Annotated in this window: 20 protein-coding genes; 15 read left to right on the forward strand and 5 right to left on the reverse strand. The window is 51.5% G+C overall.

Going from position 1 to position 15,911, the window contains the following annotated elements:
• The first annotated feature begins 31 nt into the window (after positions 1 to 31).
• The 7 genes from OGV94_RS18935 to OGV94_RS18965 all read left to right on the forward strand — a co-directional run bounded on the left by OGV94_RS18935 (position 32) and on the right by OGV94_RS18965 (position 5,812).
• Positions 32 to 436, forward strand: a complete 405-nt coding sequence (locus OGV94_RS18935) for a YjfI family protein (RefSeq protein WP_043018176.1) — start codon at positions 32 to 34, stop codon at positions 434 to 436.
• A 15-nt stretch (positions 437 to 451) separates the two neighbouring features.
• Entirely contained in the window at positions 452 to 1,150 is a 699-nt protein-coding gene (locus OGV94_RS18940; RefSeq protein WP_043018177.1) for a PspA/IM30 family protein, read from the forward strand.
• A gap of 57 nt (positions 1,151 to 1,207) precedes the next feature.
• A complete protein-coding gene (locus tag OGV94_RS18945) occupies positions 1,208 to 1,867 on the forward strand; it encodes a DUF2491 family protein (RefSeq protein WP_502874143.1) in 660 nt (219 codons plus the stop codon).
• A gap of 19 nt (positions 1,868 to 1,886) precedes the next feature.
• Complete coding sequence (locus OGV94_RS18950) at positions 1,887 to 2,285, forward strand: DUF350 domain-containing protein (protein WP_003830474.1); 399 nt, start codon at positions 1,887 to 1,889, stop codon at positions 2,283 to 2,285.
• Between the two features lie 9 nt (positions 2,286 to 2,294).
• Positions 2,295 to 2,936, forward strand: coding sequence for a DUF1190 domain-containing protein (locus OGV94_RS18955; protein WP_043018179.1), 642 nt, complete (start codon positions 2,295 to 2,297; stop codon positions 2,934 to 2,936).
• A gap of 2 nt (positions 2,937 to 2,938) precedes the next feature.
• Complete coding sequence (locus OGV94_RS18960) at positions 2,939 to 4,105, forward strand: glutathionylspermidine synthase family protein (protein WP_075145317.1); 1,167 nt, start codon at positions 2,939 to 2,941, stop codon at positions 4,103 to 4,105.
• Positions 4,106 to 4,189: 84 nt separating this feature from the next.
• A complete protein-coding gene (locus OGV94_RS18965) occupies positions 4,190 to 5,812 on the forward strand; it encodes an isovaleryl-CoA dehydrogenase (protein ID WP_047406714.1) in 1,623 nt (540 codons plus the stop codon).
• An 85-nt stretch (positions 5,813 to 5,897) separates the two neighbouring features.
• On the opposite strand, the gene yjfN is transcribed toward OGV94_RS18965, so the two are convergent.
• Together yjfN and bsmA are read right to left on the reverse strand one after the other, a co-directional pair.
• The gene (gene yjfN / locus OGV94_RS18970; protein ID WP_016151420.1) at positions 5,898 to 6,173 is read right to left on the reverse strand and encodes a DUF1471 family protease activator YjfN; all 276 of its coding nucleotides are present in this window, start codon (positions 6,171 to 6,173) and stop codon (positions 5,898 to 5,900) included.
• Between the two features lie 147 nt (positions 6,174 to 6,320).
• Complete coding sequence (gene bsmA / locus OGV94_RS18975) at positions 6,321 to 6,650, reverse strand: biofilm peroxide resistance protein BsmA (RefSeq protein ID WP_003025640.1); 330 nt, start codon at positions 6,648 to 6,650, stop codon at positions 6,321 to 6,323.
• 181 nt (positions 6,651 to 6,831) lie between these two features.
• On the opposite strand from bsmA, the gene yjfP reads away from it, so the two are divergent.
• Positions 6,832 to 7,581 carry an esterase gene (gene yjfP / locus OGV94_RS18980; RefSeq protein ID WP_080625821.1) on the forward strand — a complete coding sequence of 250 codons (750 nt, stop codon included), beginning with the start codon at positions 6,832 to 6,834 and terminating at the stop codon, positions 7,579 to 7,581.
• On the opposite strand, the gene ulaR is transcribed toward yjfP, so the two are convergent.
• Both ulaR and ulaG read right to left on the reverse strand, forming a co-directional pair.
• Positions 7,578 to 8,333, reverse strand: coding sequence for an HTH-type transcriptional regulator UlaR (gene ulaR, locus OGV94_RS18985; protein WP_003025646.1), 756 nt, complete (start codon positions 8,331 to 8,333; stop codon positions 7,578 to 7,580). The two genes, yjfP and ulaR, sit on opposite strands and share 4 nt — an antisense overlap.
• Positions 8,334 to 8,440: 107 nt before the next feature.
• Positions 8,441 to 9,505: an L-ascorbate 6-phosphate lactonase gene (gene ulaG, locus OGV94_RS18990; RefSeq protein WP_003025649.1), complete on the reverse strand. Its 1,065-nt coding sequence runs from the start codon at positions 9,503 to 9,505 to the stop codon at positions 8,441 to 8,443.
• Between the two features lie 367 nt (positions 9,506 to 9,872).
• On the opposite strand from ulaG, the gene ulaA reads away from it, so the two are divergent.
• Genes ulaA through OGV94_RS19020 form a run of 6 tightly spaced genes read left to right on the forward strand, consistent with a single transcriptional unit; the run spans position 9,873 to position 14,283 of the window.
• On the forward strand, positions 9,873 to 11,270 hold the full coding sequence (gene ulaA / locus OGV94_RS18995; RefSeq protein ID WP_043018184.1) for a PTS ascorbate transporter subunit IIC: 1,398 nt from the start codon (positions 9,873 to 9,875) through the stop codon (positions 11,268 to 11,270).
• A 15-nt stretch (positions 11,271 to 11,285) separates the two neighbouring features.
• Positions 11,286 to 11,591 (forward strand): PTS ascorbate transporter subunit IIB, encoded by a 306-nt coding sequence (ulaB, locus tag OGV94_RS19000; RefSeq protein ID WP_003025655.1) that lies wholly within the window; start codon positions 11,286 to 11,288, stop codon positions 11,589 to 11,591.
• An 11-nt stretch (positions 11,592 to 11,602) separates the two neighbouring features.
• Positions 11,603 to 12,070, forward strand: a complete 468-nt coding sequence (gene ulaC / locus OGV94_RS19005; protein WP_006686330.1) for a PTS ascorbate transporter subunit IIA — start codon at positions 11,603 to 11,605, stop codon at positions 12,068 to 12,070.
• 12 nt (positions 12,071 to 12,082) lie between these two features.
• Positions 12,083 to 12,733: a 3-keto-L-gulonate-6-phosphate decarboxylase UlaD gene (gene ulaD, locus OGV94_RS19010; protein ID WP_003025660.1), complete on the forward strand. Its 651-nt coding sequence runs from the start codon at positions 12,083 to 12,085 to the stop codon at positions 12,731 to 12,733.
• Between the two features lie 9 nt (positions 12,734 to 12,742).
• The gene (locus tag OGV94_RS19015) at positions 12,743 to 13,597 is read left to right on the forward strand and encodes an L-ribulose-5-phosphate 3-epimerase (protein WP_043018185.1); all 855 of its coding nucleotides are present in this window, start codon (positions 12,743 to 12,745) and stop codon (positions 13,595 to 13,597) included.
• Positions 13,597 to 14,283 (forward strand): L-ribulose-5-phosphate 4-epimerase, encoded by a 687-nt coding sequence (locus OGV94_RS19020; RefSeq protein ID WP_047406702.1) that lies wholly within the window; start codon positions 13,597 to 13,599, stop codon positions 14,281 to 14,283. The genes OGV94_RS19015 and OGV94_RS19020 overlap by 1 nt, the downstream gene beginning before the upstream one ends.
• Before the next feature lie 132 nt (positions 14,284 to 14,415).
• On the opposite strand, the gene yjfY is transcribed toward OGV94_RS19020, so the two are convergent.
• Positions 14,416 to 14,691, reverse strand: coding sequence for a DUF1471 family protein YjfY (gene yjfY, locus OGV94_RS19025; protein ID WP_003025668.1), 276 nt, complete (start codon positions 14,689 to 14,691; stop codon positions 14,416 to 14,418).
• A 298-nt stretch (positions 14,692 to 14,989) separates the two neighbouring features.
• Between yjfY and OGV94_RS19030 the strand changes: the two genes are divergently transcribed.
• The gene (locus tag OGV94_RS19030) at positions 14,990 to 15,754 is read left to right on the forward strand and encodes a TSUP family transporter (RefSeq protein ID WP_043018187.1); all 765 of its coding nucleotides are present in this window, start codon (positions 14,990 to 14,992) and stop codon (positions 15,752 to 15,754) included.
• Positions 15,755 to 15,911: the final 157 nt, after the last annotated feature.

Consider the following 15,911-nt stretch of genomic DNA (forward strand, 5'->3'; position numbering starts at 1 on the left):
TATTACTAATTAAATTATATATGGATAATATATGGCATGGACACCGCAGTTACTTGCTGAAGCACTACAAACTCGCCCTGAATTAAATATAGATATTGAATATGATGAGCAATCATTAATCGTTAAAATGAATGATTATGGCGATTTACCGCTCAATATTGTGTTTACTTCTCGCCAGATTATTATTGAAACAGTTATTTGTCCTGTTAGTAGTATTCATCAGCAGGATGAATTTAATATTTTCTTATTACGTAATCAGAAACTCCTTCCACTCTCTTCCGTAGGGATTTCCCGCGTTCAGCAGGATGAATATTACGTCGCATTTGGGGCTCTTTCGCTTAATTCATCGTTGAATGATGTGCTGCTCGAGATGACGACGCTTGCGGATAACGCGTTGGATCTGGCTGAAATCACAGAAGAATACACTCACGAATAACAAGGAACGCTATTTATGGGAATTTTAAAAAGCCTGTTTACCCTCGGCAAGTCCGTACTTTCTCAGGCGGAAGAGTCAATTGAAGAAGCGCAGGGGGTCCGCATGCTGGAACAGCATATCCGTGATGCGAAAGGTGAGCTGGATAAAGCTGGAAAATCACGAGTAGACCTGCTGGCGCGCGTGAAGCTGAGCCATGACAAGTTGAGCGATCTGCGCGAGCGTAAATCCAGTCTGGAAACACGAGTGCTGGAAGCGCTGAGTAAAAACGCTAACCCGTCACTGATCAACGAAGTTGCAGAGGAAATTGCCCGCCTGGAGAATGTCATTGCTGCAGAAGAGCAAGTACTCGCTAACCTTGAAGTGTCGCGGGATGGCGTTGAAAAAGCGGTGAGTGCAACCGCACAACGGATTGCACAGTTTGAACAGCAGCTTGAGGTGGTAAAGGCGACGGAAGCGATGCAGCGCGCCCAGCAGGCAGTGACCACCTCGACCGTCGGCGCGTCTTCCAGCGTGTCTACAGCCGCAGAGTCGCTCAAGCGTTTGCAAACGCGACAGGCAGAGCGTCAGGCCCGTCTGGATGCCGCTGCACAGCTGGAAAAGGTTGCGGATGGGCGTGACCTGGATGAGAAGCTGGCTGAAGCCGGCATTGGGGCGAGCAATAAAAGTTCGGCTCAGGATGTTCTGGCACGACTGCAGCGTCAACAAGGCGAGTAAACGTCGGCGAAATGCGTCAGCCTCGAAAGAAGGTTGGCTGGTCATAAAGGGAAAATGATGATGAGTTTTTTCCAGCGTTTATTTGGTAAAGCCGCTGCTGTTGCGCCGGCTCGCGGGCCGTTGGGGTTACATCTGAATGCCGGATTTACGCTTAACACGCTGGCATTTCTTCTGCTTGAAGAGTCTCTATTAATCGAATTACCCGGTGAGGAGTACACCGTTGCAGCCGCCAGCCACATTGATTTAGGCGGCGGAAGCCAGATTTTTCGCTACTACACGTCCGGAGAAGAGTTTCTGCAAATCAATACCACGGGCGGCTCAGACATTGATGATATCGATGATATCAAATTCTTTGTTTATGCGGAAAGTTACGGGATTTCGCAGAAAAAACACTGGCAGTCTGCCATTAGCCCTTCTGCAATAGGGACCCCGGCGCTGAGCTGGCAGGAAGAGCGTTGGCAGCGCTTTTTTAACGAGGAAGAACCCGGGAACATTGAGCCGGTTTATATGCTGGAAAAAGTAGAAAATCATCAGCATGCCACATGGGATGTACATAATTTTACCATGGGCTTTCAGCGACAGGTTACAGAGGATACATGGGAATACCTGCTGTTGAACGGCGAAGAGTCGTTTAATGAGCAGGGAGAGCCAGAGTGGGTATTCTCACGGGCGCTGGGTGTAGATATTCCATTAACATCACTTAATGTAATTGGTTAATTTCAGGGAAGGTTACACAATGCACATACTGGATTCATTACTGGCTTTTTGCGCCTATTTTTTTATTGGCGCGGCCATGGTGATCGTTTTTCTGTTTATCTACTCAAAAATCACCCCGCACAACGAATGGCAACTGATTAAAAATAATAATACGGCAGCGTCACTGGCCTTTAGCGGCACGTTGCTGGGCTACGTTATTCCATTATCCAGCGCGGCAATTAACGCCGTCAGCATCCCGGATTATTTCGCCTGGGGCGGCATCGCGCTGGTGATACAACTCGTCATTTACGGCGGTGTGCGTTTATACATGCCGGCACTGAGTGAAAAAATTATTAATCATAATACTGCAGCGGGATTATTTATGGGGACTGCTGCCCTGGCGGGGGGCATTTTTAACGCCGCCTGTATGACATGGTAATGGACGATCATGGCAAGAAAACGTAAATCTGGAAACAAAAACAGGGTGCCAGGGCATTCTGCCATCACGCGAATTGGACGCCCGGCGAACCCCTTTGCAAAAAAACGCAGCCGATACAGCGGAAAATACCTGACGCTGGCCATTATGGGCGGAGCGGCATTTTTTGTCCTCAAAGGATGTGCTGATGACGGCAATACCGATAACGATGGTGACGGTACTTTTTACTCGGCGGTGAGTGAATGCATTGACGATGGCAATAGCGCCACCGTTTGTGCCGATGGCTGGAACAATGCGAAAACAGAGTTCTACTCCAGCCTGCCAAAGCAAATGAACAAGCAGAGCTGTCAGACGCAGTTTGGCGACTGCTATCTCGATAGCACCGATCAAAGCTGGGTGCCGGTATTCACCGGTTTTTTACTCAGCCGCGTCATTCGTAAAGATCGCGACGAACAGTATGTTTACAGCAGCGGTGGTTCTTCCTATGTTTCGCGCCCGGTCTGGCGTACGACTTCCGGGGATTACAGCTGGCGTTCCGGTAGTGGAAAAAATGATACCGCAACCAGCCATAGCTATACGACGAAGAAAGTCTCGACGGTTTCACGCGGCGGCTACGGACGTTCGTCCAGCGCGCGTGGGCACTGGGGAGGTTAACGATGCTGCGACATGATGTCCCTGTTCGCCCCGATCTGGACAGGATCGCCTACGATCACGGCTTCGATTTTCATATTATCGATAACGAAATTTACTGGGATGAGAGTCGGGCATACCGCTTCACGCTCCGGCAAGTGGAAGAGCAGATCGAAAAACCTACTGCGGAACTGCACCAGATGTGTCTGGATGTCGTCGAACGGGCAGTTAACGACGAACTGATTATGCAGCAACTGGCGATCCCACCGCTGTACTGGGATGTTATTGCCGAAAGCTGGCGCCATCGCGATCCCTCCCTGTACGGCCGCATGGATTTTGTCTGGTGCGGAAATAACGCCCCGGTCAAGCTGCTGGAGTACAACGCGGATACGCCAACGTCGCTCTATGAGTCAGCCTATTTCCAGTGGTTATGGCTGGAAGATGCGCGTCGCAGTGGGGTGATACCACGCGACGCCGACCAGTACAACGCCATTCAGGAGCGGCTGATCTCCCGTTTTGCTGAGCTTTATAGTCCGGATCCCTTCTATTTCTGCTGCTGCGAAGATACCGATGAAGATCGTACCACGGTGTTGTATTTGCAGGACTGTGCGCAGCAGGCCGGGCAAGAATCACGGTTTATTTACGTGGAGGATCTGGGGCTTGGCATTGGCGGCGTTCTCACTGACATTGACGATAACGTCATTCGTCGCGCCTTTAAGCTCTATCCCCTGGAGTGGATGATGCGAGATGAGAATGGCCCCTTGCTGCGCCATCGCCGCGAACAGTGGGTTGAGCCGTTGTGGAAGAGCGTACTCAGCAATAAAGGGTTGATGCCTTTACTGTGGCGATTTTTTCCTAACCATCCCAATCTGCTGCCCGCCTGGTTTGACGGTGAAACGCCACAAGTTGCGGCTGGGGAAAGCTATGTACGCAAACCGATATTTTCCCGCGAGGGGGGAAACGTCACCATTTTTGATGGTCAGCAGCAGATTGTGGAGCATGCTGAGGGTGACTACGCCGAAGAACCGATGATCTATCAGGCATTTCAGCCGTTACCGCGCTTTGGCGACAGCTACACGCTGATCGGCAGTTGGATCGTGGATGATGAAGCCTGTGGTATGGGGATCCGCGAGGATAATACCTTGATCACTAAAGATACTTCTCGTTTTATTCCTCACTATATTGCGGGCTAACCGTACTTTTGTGATCTTCCTCCGTCGCGAATAATGTGGTTCTGGCCATACTTAAGGCGACGGCCATTGACGGAGGGAGACACAATGCACTGGCAAACGCATACCGTTTTTAACCAACCTGTACCACTCAATAACAGCAACTTATATCTGTCCGACGGCGCGCTGTGCGAAGCGGTTATCCGTGAAGGCGCTGGATGGGATAGCGATCTTCTCGCCAGTATTGGTCAGCAGCTAGGGACTGCCGAGTCGCTCGAACTGGGCCGTCTGGCCAATGCTTTTCCACCTGAACTGTTGCGCTACGACCCGCAGGGGCAGCGGCTGGATGATGTGCGTTTTCATCCTGCCTGGCATTTGCTGATGCAGGGATTATGCGCCAACCGCGTACATAATCTGGCCTGGGAAGAAGACGCGAGGCAGGGAACATTTGTTGCACGGGCGGCGCGTTTCATGCTGCATGCCCAGGTAGAAGCGGGCACGTTATGTCCGGTTACAATGACCTTTGCCGCCACGCCGCTGTTACTTCAGATGTTGCCTGCAACCTTTAACGACTGGCTGACGCCGCTGCTTAGCGACCGCTATGACTCGCATTTACTGCCCGGTGGGCAAAAGCGTGGGCTGCTGATCGGCATGGGAATGACCGAGAAGCAGGGTGGGTCAGATGTGCTGAGCAATACCACCCAGGCAGAACGTCTTGCAGACGGCTCGTATCGGCTGGTGGGGCATAAGTGGTTTTTCTCCGTGCCGCAAAGCGATGCCCATTTGGTGCTGGCTCAGGCAAAGGGGGGATTATCCTGCTTTTTTGTACCGCGATTTTTACCTGATGGGCAACGTAATGCTATTCGTCTTGAGCGACTGAAAGATAAGTTAGGCAACCGCTCCAACGCCAGCTGCGAGGTTGAATTCCACGATGCGATTGGCTGGCTATTGGGTGACGAAGGGGAAGGTATACGCCATATCCTGAAAATGGGCGGGATGACGCGTTTTGACTGTGCGCTCGGCAGTCACGCCATGATGCGACGTGCTTTTTCCGTCGCGATTTATCATGCGCACCAGCGACAAGTTTTTGGCAAACCATTGATTGAACAGCCGATGATGCGTCAGGTATTAGGCCGGATGGCGCTCCAACTGGAAGGTCAGACGGCGCTACTGTTTCGACTGGCGAGGGCCTGGGACCGTCGCGCTGATACCAAAGAAGCGTTGTGGGCCAGATTGCTCACGCCAGCGGCGAAATTCTCCGTGTGCAAAAGCGGGATGCCGTTTGTTGCAGAGGCGATGGAAGTGCTGGGCGGGATTGGCTATTGCGAGGAGAGTGAGCTGCCGCGCCTGTATCGGGAGATGCCGGTAAACAGCATCTGGGAAGGCTCCGGCAACATTATGTGTCTCGATGTATTGCGGGTACTGACAAAACAACCCGGCATATACGATATGCTCAACGAAGCCTTTGCGGAGGTAAAAGGGCAAGACCGACATTACGATCGAATGGTACGTCAGCTACAGCAGCGTTTACGCAAACCCAGCGAGGAGATGGGACGGGAGATTACGCAACAGCTTTTCCTGCTCGGTTGCGGAGCGCAAATGTTGCGCTATGCCTCTCCGCCAGTGGCGCAGGCCTGGTGTCAAATAATGCTTGATACGCGTGGCGGACTACGATTGTCTGAACAGGTGCTAAGCGACTTGCTCCTGCGGGCAACGGGGGGATTACGGTAATAATATGCCTGATGGCGACGCTGGCGCGCCTTATCATGCCTACGTTCAATGTAGGCCGGATAAGTTTACGCCATCCGGCAATCTGTTAAGCATAGAGTATGGCCTGTACGCGCCAGTTGTCGGGCTGCTGGTCTTCGTACATCTGAATGATCCGATACCATGAGGCACCCTGTTCATCCGCTTTTAACGCGACTACTCGTTCTACATCCTGCGGATTCCCTGCAATGTTACTGACAGATATCAGGCCAATTTCGTTCAGGCCCGTAACGCAGTCAGCACTGGCGAACTCGGCAGACTGCGCCGTAGTACCTACCAGTCCGGCAGAAAGCAGCAGTGAGGATAAGGCAAGTGATTGTTTCATCGTCAGCTCCATTATTCGTACCCCTACACACGGCAGGGCATTCCATCGCGATAATAAACCTCAAGCTTCCTGCTGTTGGTTTATTGTGCACAGGTAAACGCATAGGGGCGCAAAGCAATGTAAAACTGACTAAATTTCAACCCAATGTTATTTACGATACAAAATAGCTTGTGAATACCATTGGCCTGTCACGATGGTTTCATCCACTAATAAAACCACGTAGTAATCAGCTTTAGCCGCGACAGCTTTGGCACGGATTTCTGCCAGCGCATCATCCGGAGAGCCTCTTACCAGTGCACTAACCGTCCCTAATCGCTGTAACCCATTACTCTGGTCACGGCGGATCTCCTGCGGGTGGTCGGCAACGGGCGGTGCAGGTTGCGGCGTTCCCTGTAGCACGCTACAGGCGCTTAAAAACATCACCAGCAATAAAGAGGCAAACCGACGCATAACTCTATCTCGTTTCCTGATAGCCATAGTGTAGTGCCTTATCAATTTCCCTTTAGGGGAATGTTCCCGAATTGTTATCTCTCACGCGATTTTCGAATGAAAATGTTGCGAAAGCGTAACCCAGTTCTCAACATTATGAATCATTGCCGAACACATTCGCTTGCGTTAAGTATTGCTGCATGGCATACCAGAAAGAAAGAGGCGACAAATGATCGAAATTGAAACACGACAGTTGGCGGGTATCCCTGTCCTGCACGCCGTTCCGGCTGGCAAACGCGAATGTTCACTCCCTTGTATTATTTTCTATCACGGGTTTACCTCTTCAAGCCTGGTCTACAGCTATTTTGCCGTTGCTCTGGCTCAGGCTGGATTCCGCGTCGTTATGCCTGATGCGCCCGACCATGGTACGCGCTTCACGAGTGACGCCCAGGGGAGAATGTACCGCTTCTGGCATATTTTGCAGCAAAATATGCAGGAGTTTACGACGTTACGTGCGGCTCTGGTGGCAGAAAATTGGCTATCAGATGAACGACTTGCCGTCGGAGGGGCATCGATGGGAGGAATGACGGCATTGGGCGTTATGGCCCGCCATCCCGAGGTTAAATGTGTAGCTAGCCTGATGGGGTCGGGCTATTTTACCCATCTTGCGCAGACGCTTTTTCCGCCTTTACGGGTTCAGACACCAGAGCAGCAGGCGGAGTTCGATGCCGTCATCGCACCGCTCGCCGAATGGGACGTTACGCATCAACTGCAGCGCCTGGCCGACAGGCCGTTACTACTGTGGCATGGACAGGATGATGATGTGGTGCCGGCCGTTGAAACCTTCCGTTTACAGCAGGCGCTGATTCAGGCAGGGCTGGACAGCAATCTAACCTGCCTGTGGGAAGCGGGCGTGCGTCACCGCATCACGCCAGAAGCGCTGGCTGCGACGGTAACGTTTTTCCGCCAGCACCTTTAAACGCGCATAATGCTTACGCCCTGAGCTTCAAGCTGTTGCAGAATCTCAGGGTTTGCGTTTTTACCGGTAATGAGCATATCGATTTGATCGGCGCGACTGAACAGCATCCCCGCGCGTTCTCCGACTTTGCTGCTATCGACCAGCACCACCAGTTTACCCACCACGTTAAGCATCTTTTGCTCGGCCATCGCGGTCAGCATATCGGTTTTATACAGTCCGTCCGCGGTTAACCCTTTGCCGCTGGTAAACATCCAGTGTCCGGCGTACAGGCTATTTTCACTGCCCTGCGGGCTGAGTGTGATGGACTGACTTTTGTTATATTGCCCTCCCATGATGATCACGCTGTCATGCTCCTGGTCGATCAGATAGTTTGCCAGCGGCAGATAATTGGTGATGATCTGCACCGGCTTGCCGCACATTTCGCGACCCAGCAGAAAGGCGGTCGATCCGCAGTTGATCACTACGCTTTCACCTGCATTCACAAGCTGGGAGGCCGCCTTGGCAATACGAACTTTTTCATCGTGGTTCTGTGCCTGGTGCAGATTCATTGGCGTCCAGCGCGGACGCTGTTGGGTAATGGCTTCTGCGCCGTTGCGGACTTTCTTGAGTTTGCCGCTTTCGTCGAGCTTGTTGATGTCCCGGCGCGCTGTGGCGGGTGAAATCCCCAGGCGCTCAATTACGTTCTCAACGGTAACAAAGCCCAACTGCGCCAGCATATCCAGCAATATTTGATGTCTTTGTGCTTCAGTCATGAGCTATTCCGATACAAATTGATTTGAAAAGATGATATTTGAAATAGCCTGGAAATACTAAAGTAAATGGGAAAAAAATGCCGGGATGGCCCGGCATTTTGTGTGTATCACAAGAAGGATTTAAACGGTAAATCCGGTTCAATCGTGAAGCAGTCATCAAAGCCGCGCGGATAGTGATATTCAAAGTTATCTTTGTCCAGCGGCCAGGTGAACTTGCCGCCTACCTGCCAGATAAACGGCTTAAAGCCATACTTCAGCCGATCTTTTTTCATCTCCCACAGTACACGGATCTCCTGAGGGTCGGCCTGGAAGTTTGACCAGATGTCATGATGGAAAGGGATCACCACTTTTGTATTCAGCGCTTCCGCCATTCGCAGCATGTCGGAGCTGGTCATTTTGTCCGTAATCCCACGCGGGTTCTCACCGTACGAGCCGAGCGCGACGTCGATCTGGTGCTCGTTGCCATGTTTTGCATAGTAGTTGGAATAGTGCGAGTCTCCGCTGTGGTACAGCGTACCGCCCGGCGTTTTGAACAGGTAGTTTACCGCGCGAGCATCCATACCATCCGGCAGCACGCCAGCCGCTTTTTGATCGGCAGGGAGCGTAATCAATGCCGTACGATCAAACGCGTCAAGCGCATGAATTTCAATATCTTTCACTTTCACTACATCGCCTGGTTTTACCACGATACAGCGTTCTTTCGGCACACCCCAACCGATCCATAGATCCACACAGGTTTGCGGCCCGATAAATGGCACGTCATCGGCGCAGTTCTGCATGACGGCGGCTGCGACATTGACGTCGATGTGATCGTTATGATCGTGTGTCGCTAACACCGCATCGATCTGTCGAATTGCAAACGGATCAAGAACAAACGGCGTGGTGCGCAGGTTAGGCTGCAGTTTCTTCACCCCCGCCATACGTTGCATCTGGTGACCGGTTTTCATCAGCGGGTTACCGTGACTTTGTTTACCCGTTCCGCACCAGAAATCGACGCAGACGTTAGTCCCACCTTCCGACTTCAGCCAGATTCCGGTACAGCCAAGCCACCACATAGCGAAAGTGCCTGGTGCGACCTGTTCTTGTTCGATCTCTTCATTCAGCCAGCTTCCCCACTCCGGGAATGTGCTCAGGATCCATGATTCACGCGTGATGCTTTTTACTTTACTCATCGCAATTACCTTCATGTTTGTTCAAGTTGAATCAAATTGTGATTTGTTTTGATTGATACTGACATCATTTTATCAAGAAGGCAATGCGCTGATTTTTGGTGTTGAATAGAAAAGTGTGAACAAATTACAGCGTGGCAAGATGGTTTACATGAAATGTATTTTTGTATTTTATTGTTTTAAAGGGGTTTATTTTGGATTTGAAGAATTCGAAGAAAATCCACGCTGCAAGTAAGAGAATTATTTGCGTACTGCATCACATTTAATCAAATTCAATCTTGTTGTGATTACTTTTGAAAACTAGAGTGAGAGCACAACATCCTGGGCATCTGTAATGAATGTTCAGCAACTTCGTCTACTGGAGATCGTTATGGAGATCCTCTACAACATCTTTACCGTCTTTTTTAATCAGGTTATGACCAACGCACCGTTGCTGTTGGGTATTGTGACCTGTCTTGGTTATATCCTGCTGCGTAAAAGCGTCAGCGTTATTATTAAAGGCACGATCAAAACGATTATCGGTTTTATGTTGCTGCAGGCGGGATCGGGCATTCTGACCAGCACGTTTAAACCGGTGGTGGCGAAGATGTCTGAGGTTTACGGTATCAATGGCGCGATCTCTGATACCTATGCCTCCATGATGGCAACCATCGAACGCATGGGTGATGCCTACAGTTGGGTAGGGTACGCCGTACTGTTGGCGCTGGCGCTGAACATTTGTTACGTACTGCTACGGCGTATTACCGGCATTCGCACCATCATGCTGACCGGGCACATTATGTTCCAGCAGGCTGGCCTGATTGCCGTCTCTCTCTACATCTTTGGTTATCCAATGTGGACCACGATCATCTGCACTGCGGTGCTGGTGTCGCTCTACTGGGGCATTACGTCCAATATGATGTACAAGCCGACACAGGAAGTGACTGACGGCTGCGGTTTTTCCATCGGTCACCAGCAGCAGTTCGCCTCCTGGATTGCTTACAAAGTCGCGCCGTATCTGGGTAAGAAAGAGGAGAGCGTGGAAGATCTCAAGCTGCCTGGCTGGCTGAATATCTTCCATGACAACATCGTTTCAACCGCGATTGTTATGACTATCTTTTTCGGCGCGATCCTGCTCTCTTTCGGCATTGATGTGGTTCAGGCAATGGCGGGTAAAACCCACTGGACGGTCTATATCCTGCAGACCGGTTTCTCCTTCGCCGTCGCTATCTTCATCATCACCCAGGGCGTACGTATGTTCGTCGCTGAACTTTCAGAAGCGTTCAACGGTATCTCTCAACGTCTGATTCCCGGTGCTGTACTGGCTATCGACTGCGCGGCGATTTATAGCTTTGCTCCCAATGCGGTGGTCTGGGGCTTTATGTGGGGCACCATCGGCCAACTGATTGCGGTGGGCATCCTGGTGGGCTGCGGCTCTTCCATCCTGATTATCCCGGGCTTTATTCCGATGTTCTTCTCGAACGCCACTATCGGCGTGTTTGCTAACCACTTTGGCGGCTGGCGCGCGGCGCTCAAGATTTGTCTGGTGATGGGGATGATTGAAATCTTCGGCTGCGTCTGGGCGGTGAAACTTACCGGTATGAGCGCCTGGATGGGCATGGCGGATTGGTCAATTCTGGCGCCACCGATGATGCAGGGCTTTGCCTCCATCGGCATCGTGTTTATGGCCGTCATTATTCTGATTGCACTGGCTTATATGTTTTTCGCAGGACGCACGTTGCGCGCTGAGGAAGACGCAGAAAAACAACTGGCAGAACACTCTGCTTAATAAGGAGTTCCGATTATGACCGTACGTATTCTGGCTGTGTGTGGCAATGGGCAGGGCAGTTCCATGATCATGAAGATGAAGGTGGATCAGTTTTTAACCCAGTCAAATATTGACCATACGGTGAACAGCTGCGCAGTAGGTGAATACAAAAGTGAGCTGAGCGGCGCGGATATCATTATCGCTTCTACCCATATCGCCGGTGAGATTACGGTATCTGGCAATAAATATGTTGTTGGCGTACGCAACATGCTGTCCCCTGCCGATTTTGGACCAAAACTGCTGGAAGTGATCAAGGCGCATTTCCCACAGGATGTGAAGTAAGGAGGCGGCATATGAAATTACGTGATTCGCTGGCAGACAATAATTCCATCCTTTTGCAAGCCGAAGCCAGTACCTGGCAGGAAGCGGTAAAGCTGGGCGTGGATCTGCTGGTTAAGGCTGATGTGGTTGAGCCACGCTACTACCAGGCCATCCTCGATGGCGTCGAACAGTTTGGCCCGTACTTTGTCATTGCGCCCGGCCTGGCGATGCCGCACGGCCGTCCGGAGGAAGGGGTCAAGAAAACCGGTTTTGCGCTGGTGACGCTGAAAACACCGCTGGTGTTTAACCACGAAGATAACGACCCGGTCGACATTCTGATAACGATGGCGGCAGTAGATGCTAACACGCACCAGGAAGTGGGCATCATGCAGATCGTGAATCTCTTTGACGACGAAGCCAATTTCGACCGTTTACGCGCCTGCCGCACCGCGCAGGAAGTGCTGGATTTAATTGATAACGCCACTGCGGCGGCTGTTTAAAAGGATACCAAAATGTCATTACCTATGTTGCAGGTTGCGCTGGATAACCAATCAATGTCTTCCGCATATGAAACAACGCGTCTGATTGCCGAAGAGGTCGATATCATTGAGGTGGGCACTATTCTTTGCGTGGCAGAAGGCGTACGCGCCGTACGCGATCTGAAGGCGCTTTACCCGCATAAAATTGTGCTGGCGGATGCGAAAATTGCCGATGCGGGCAAAATCCTCTCCCGCATGTGTTTTGAAGCCAACGCTGACTGGGTCACCGTCATCTGCTGTGCGGATATCAACACTACCAAGGGGGCGCTGGAGGTAGCGAAAGAATTTAACGGCGACGTGCAGATTGAACTGACCGGTTACTGGACCTGGGAGCAGGCACAGGAGTGGCGTGACGCAGGGATTGGGCAAGTTGTATATCATCGCAGTCGTGATGCGCAGGCGGCGGGCGTGGCGTGGGGAGAAGCGGATATCAGCGCAATCAAACGCCTGTCCGAGATGGGCTTTAAAGTCACCGTCACCGGCGGTCTGGCGCTGGAAGATCTGCCGCTGTTCCAGGGAATTCCGATTCACGTCTTTATTGCCGGCCGCAGTATTCGCGATGCCGCCTCTCCGGTGGAAGCGGCCCGTCAGTTCAAACGTTCTATCGCCCAGCTGTGGGGATAAGGAGCGACTATGTTGTCGAAACAGGTCCCGCTCGGTATTTATGAAAAAGCGCTCCCCGGCGGGGAGTGCTGGCTGGAACGCTTGCAGCTGGCGAAGGAACTGGGCTTTGACTTTGTCGAAATGTCGGTTGATGAAACCGACGCTCGCCTGGCGCGTCTTGACTGGAACCGCGAGCAGCGTCTGGCGCTGGTGGCCGCTATCGCCGAGACAGGGATACGAGTACCGTCCATGTGCCTGAGCGCTCATCGTCGTTTCCCGCTGGGTAGTGAAGATGATGCGGTGCGCGAACAGGGGCTGGAGATCATGCGTAAAGCCATTCAGTTTGCGCAGGATATCGGTATTCGCGTTATTCAACTGGCGGGTTACGACGTCTATTACCAGCAGGCAAATAACGAAACGCGTCGTCGGTTTCGCGATGGGCTGAAAGAAAGTGTGGAGATGGCGAGTCGTGCGCAGGTGACGCTGGCGATGGAAATCATGGATTATCCACTGATGAACTCGATCAGCAAGGCGCTGGGGTACGCCCACTATCTCAACAATCCGTGGTTCCAACTGTATCCCGATATTGGCAATTTGTCGGCGTGGGATAACGACGTGCAGATGGAGCTGCAGGCGGGGATGGGTCATATCGTTGCCGTACACGTGAAGGATACTAAACCCGGCGTATTCAAAAATGTGCCGTTTGGTGAAGGGGTTGTCGATTTTGAACGTTGTTTCGAAACGCTCAAACAGAGTGGTTATTGCGGACCGTATCTGATTGAGATGTGGAGTGAAACGTCGGACGACCCGGCACGTGAAGTGGCGAAGGCGCGCGACTGGGTGAAAGCGCGGATGGCCAGCGCGGGTCTGGTGGAGGCGGTGTAATGCAAAAACGTAAACAGCAGGTGTTCGAGGCCAACATGGATCTACCGCGCTATGGGCTGGTGACGTTTACCTGGGGTAACGTTAGCGCCATCGACCGCGAACGCGGGTTAGTGGTGATTAAGCCCAGCGGCGTCGACTACCAAACAATGACAGTGGATGACATGGTGGTTGTGGATCTGCATGGCAACGTGGTGGAAGGACGCTATCGTCCTTCTTCCGATACCGCCACCCATCTGGCGCTGTATCGCCGCTATTCATCGCTCGGCGGCGTGGTGCACACCCACTCAACCCACGCGACGGCATGGGCGCAGGCGGGTATGGCAATACCTGCGCTTGGTACGACGCATGCGGATTACTTCTTTGGCGATATTCCCTGTACCCGGGCTTTAACTGAAGCTGAAGTTCAGGATGAATATGAGCTGAATACCGGCAGGGTGATTGTTGAAACGCTGGGGGAGGTGGAACCTTTACATACGCCTGGCGTAGTCGTGTACCAGCATGGTCCGTTTGCCTGGGGCAAAGATGCTCACGACGCGGTACATAACGCCGTGGTGATGGAGGAGGTGGCAAAAATGGCATGGATCGCGCGTGGCATTAATCCGGCTCTCAGCCCCATTGACGGTTATCTGATGAATAAGCACTTCATGCGTAAGCACGGTCCAAACGCCTATTACGGACAGAAGTAACGGCTAAGTCCTGGAGCCAAACTATTCAGGGGATGTTATCGATCTGGCTTCGGGACTTTTTTGCAAAAAAAGCCCCCGGTGAAGGGGGCAAATCAAACTGTGGCAATGTTCTCGTTGGTTATTTGCGGGTAGCTAGCGATAAATATCTGCACTGGCGTGCATATTTCCGTTACTACCGGGTTCCCTGGTGAGGATCACATGGTAGTAGGTTGCGCCTTGCGCATCTGTCTCTTCATTCAGGGCCTGAGTGGCTTCACTTTCAGTGGCGAAGTTATGATTTATGTAAATGACGCCTAAGCTCTGCACATCATCCATATTCCTGGCCTGATGATTGTCAATTTTGATGGCTGCCGTTGCATTTGCACTGAGCAAAAGCACAGCCAGAAGGGTCAAAACACGGGCTCGCATATGTACCTCCTCGACTGCGGTCTCTGGTTGCCTCTCTCCTGTGAGTGATTAGCTTCTGATGTAATTTTAACCGCTACTGGCGTAGTCGATAGCGACCATTTCTGATGCAGTTGTTCAAAAAATTACCGCATAGCCATCTTTTCTTTAATTAACAGTCTGCTGGTGTTTACCGCTGCGGTGAAAAATACCTGTCTTTCGCGCATAAGCTCTTACCAAATAGTCAATTTAATCGGCGGAGTACGCCGTTTATAGTGAGCCGGATAATTAATATAACTTTATGATAATAAGGCAAAAAGTTATGGATACTTCATTCATGGATTTCAGCTACTTTGTGATTATGTTCATGGTCGCGCTGGTGGCAGGCTTTATTAACGTGGTGTCAGGCGGCGGCGGTTTTCTCTCTATTGGCGCACTATTAATTTCTGGTTTACCCCCGGCTAATGCGCTGGCAACCAATAAAATTCAGGCGTTGGGCAGCTCGCTGACCTCCGGAATTTACTTTTTACGCCGGGGACATATCAACGTGCAGGAGCACAAGTATGTGTTTTTATCTGCCTTTATCGGTTCGGCGCTGGGAACGACGCTTATCCAGTTTATTGAACCGGAACTGCTGAAGAAACTGCTGCCAATCCTGATTATCGCGGTCGCCATCTACTTTATTTTTGCGCCAAATCTTAGCGAACCGAAAAGAAAGCGGCAGGTATCCCTGTTTCTCTTCTCATTGATCGGCGGGGGATGTATTGGTTTTTATGATGGCTTTCTCGGTGCCGGGGCTGGCTCCTTTTATACGCTCAGCTATATCCTGCTATGGGGATACAGTATCGATAAGGCGCAAATCCACTCGAATTTTATTAACCTGGCGTCGAACATCGCTTCGATTTTGTTTTTCATTTTCGGCGGTAAAATGATCTGGTCACTGGGGCTGGTGATGTTTGCCGGGCAGTCCCTCGGCGCACGTCTTGGCGCGACGGTCGTACTGACGCGCGGCAAGAAAGTTATCCGGCCGATGATTGTCATTGTCTCCATTTGCATCAGCATCAAAATGCTGCTGGATATGTATTAATGGCGGCATGGCAAATAATCGTACAATCACCTTGAGTTTACCTGCTGACCCCAGTATTATGACGCGTCATTTTTCAGCCGACCTTTAACACGTTCCTTGCCTCCATGGGCCTCGGCTGACCCAGACAGGAGGCTGAATAATCCGTAAGGAGCAATTC

The sequence above is a fragment of the Citrobacter sp. Ce006 genome (assembly GCF_030336535.1).
GTDB lineage: Bacteria > Pseudomonadota > Gammaproteobacteria > Enterobacterales > Enterobacteriaceae > Citrobacter > Citrobacter europaeus.

Bases quoted from the DNA above. Each gene is read 5' to 3' on its own strand.
- OGV94_RS18935 (WP_043018176.1), top strand. From the start codon at position 32: ATGGCATGGACACCGCAGTTACTTGCTGAAGCACTACAAACTCGCCCT.
- OGV94_RS18940 (WP_043018177.1), top strand. From the start codon at position 452: ATGGGAATTTTAAAAAGCCTGTTTACCCTCGGCAAGTCCGTACTTTCT.
- OGV94_RS18945 (WP_502874143.1), top strand. From the start codon at position 1,208: ATGATGAGTTTTTTCCAGCGTTTATTTGGTAAAGCCGCTGCTGTTGCG.
- OGV94_RS18950 (WP_003830474.1), top strand. From the start codon at position 1,887: ATGCACATACTGGATTCATTACTGGCTTTTTGCGCCTATTTTTTTATT.
- OGV94_RS18955 (WP_043018179.1), top strand. From the start codon at position 2,295: ATGGCAAGAAAACGTAAATCTGGAAACAAAAACAGGGTGCCAGGGCAT.
- OGV94_RS18960 (WP_075145317.1), top strand. From the start codon at position 2,939: ATGCTGCGACATGATGTCCCTGTTCGCCCCGATCTGGACAGGATCGCC.
- OGV94_RS18965 (WP_047406714.1), top strand. From the start codon at position 4,190: ATGCACTGGCAAACGCATACCGTTTTTAACCAACCTGTACCACTCAAT.
- yjfN (WP_016151420.1), bottom strand. From the start codon at position 6,173: ATGAAACAATCACTTGCCTTATCCTCACTGCTGCTTTCTGCCGGACTG.
- bsmA (WP_003025640.1), bottom strand. From the start codon at position 6,650: ATGGCTATCAGGAAACGAGATAGAGTTATGCGTCGGTTTGCCTCTTTA.
- yjfP (WP_080625821.1), top strand. From the start codon at position 6,832: ATGATCGAAATTGAAACACGACAGTTGGCGGGTATCCCTGTCCTGCAC.
- ulaR (WP_003025646.1), bottom strand. From the start codon at position 8,333: ATGACTGAAGCACAAAGACATCAAATATTGCTGGATATGCTGGCGCAG.
- ulaG (WP_003025649.1), bottom strand. From the start codon at position 9,505: ATGAGTAAAGTAAAAAGCATCACGCGTGAATCATGGATCCTGAGCACA.
- ulaA (WP_043018184.1), top strand. From the start codon at position 9,873: ATGGAGATCCTCTACAACATCTTTACCGTCTTTTTTAATCAGGTTATG.
- ulaB (WP_003025655.1), top strand. From the start codon at position 11,286: ATGACCGTACGTATTCTGGCTGTGTGTGGCAATGGGCAGGGCAGTTCC.
- ulaC (WP_006686330.1), top strand. From the start codon at position 11,603: ATGAAATTACGTGATTCGCTGGCAGACAATAATTCCATCCTTTTGCAA.
- ulaD (WP_003025660.1), top strand. From the start codon at position 12,083: ATGTCATTACCTATGTTGCAGGTTGCGCTGGATAACCAATCAATGTCT.
- OGV94_RS19015 (WP_043018185.1), top strand. From the start codon at position 12,743: ATGTTGTCGAAACAGGTCCCGCTCGGTATTTATGAAAAAGCGCTCCCC.
- OGV94_RS19020 (WP_047406702.1), top strand. From the start codon at position 13,597: ATGCAAAAACGTAAACAGCAGGTGTTCGAGGCCAACATGGATCTACCG.
- yjfY (WP_003025668.1), bottom strand. From the start codon at position 14,691: ATGCGAGCCCGTGTTTTGACCCTTCTGGCTGTGCTTTTGCTCAGTGCA.
- OGV94_RS19030 (WP_043018187.1), top strand. From the start codon at position 14,990: ATGGATACTTCATTCATGGATTTCAGCTACTTTGTGATTATGTTCATG.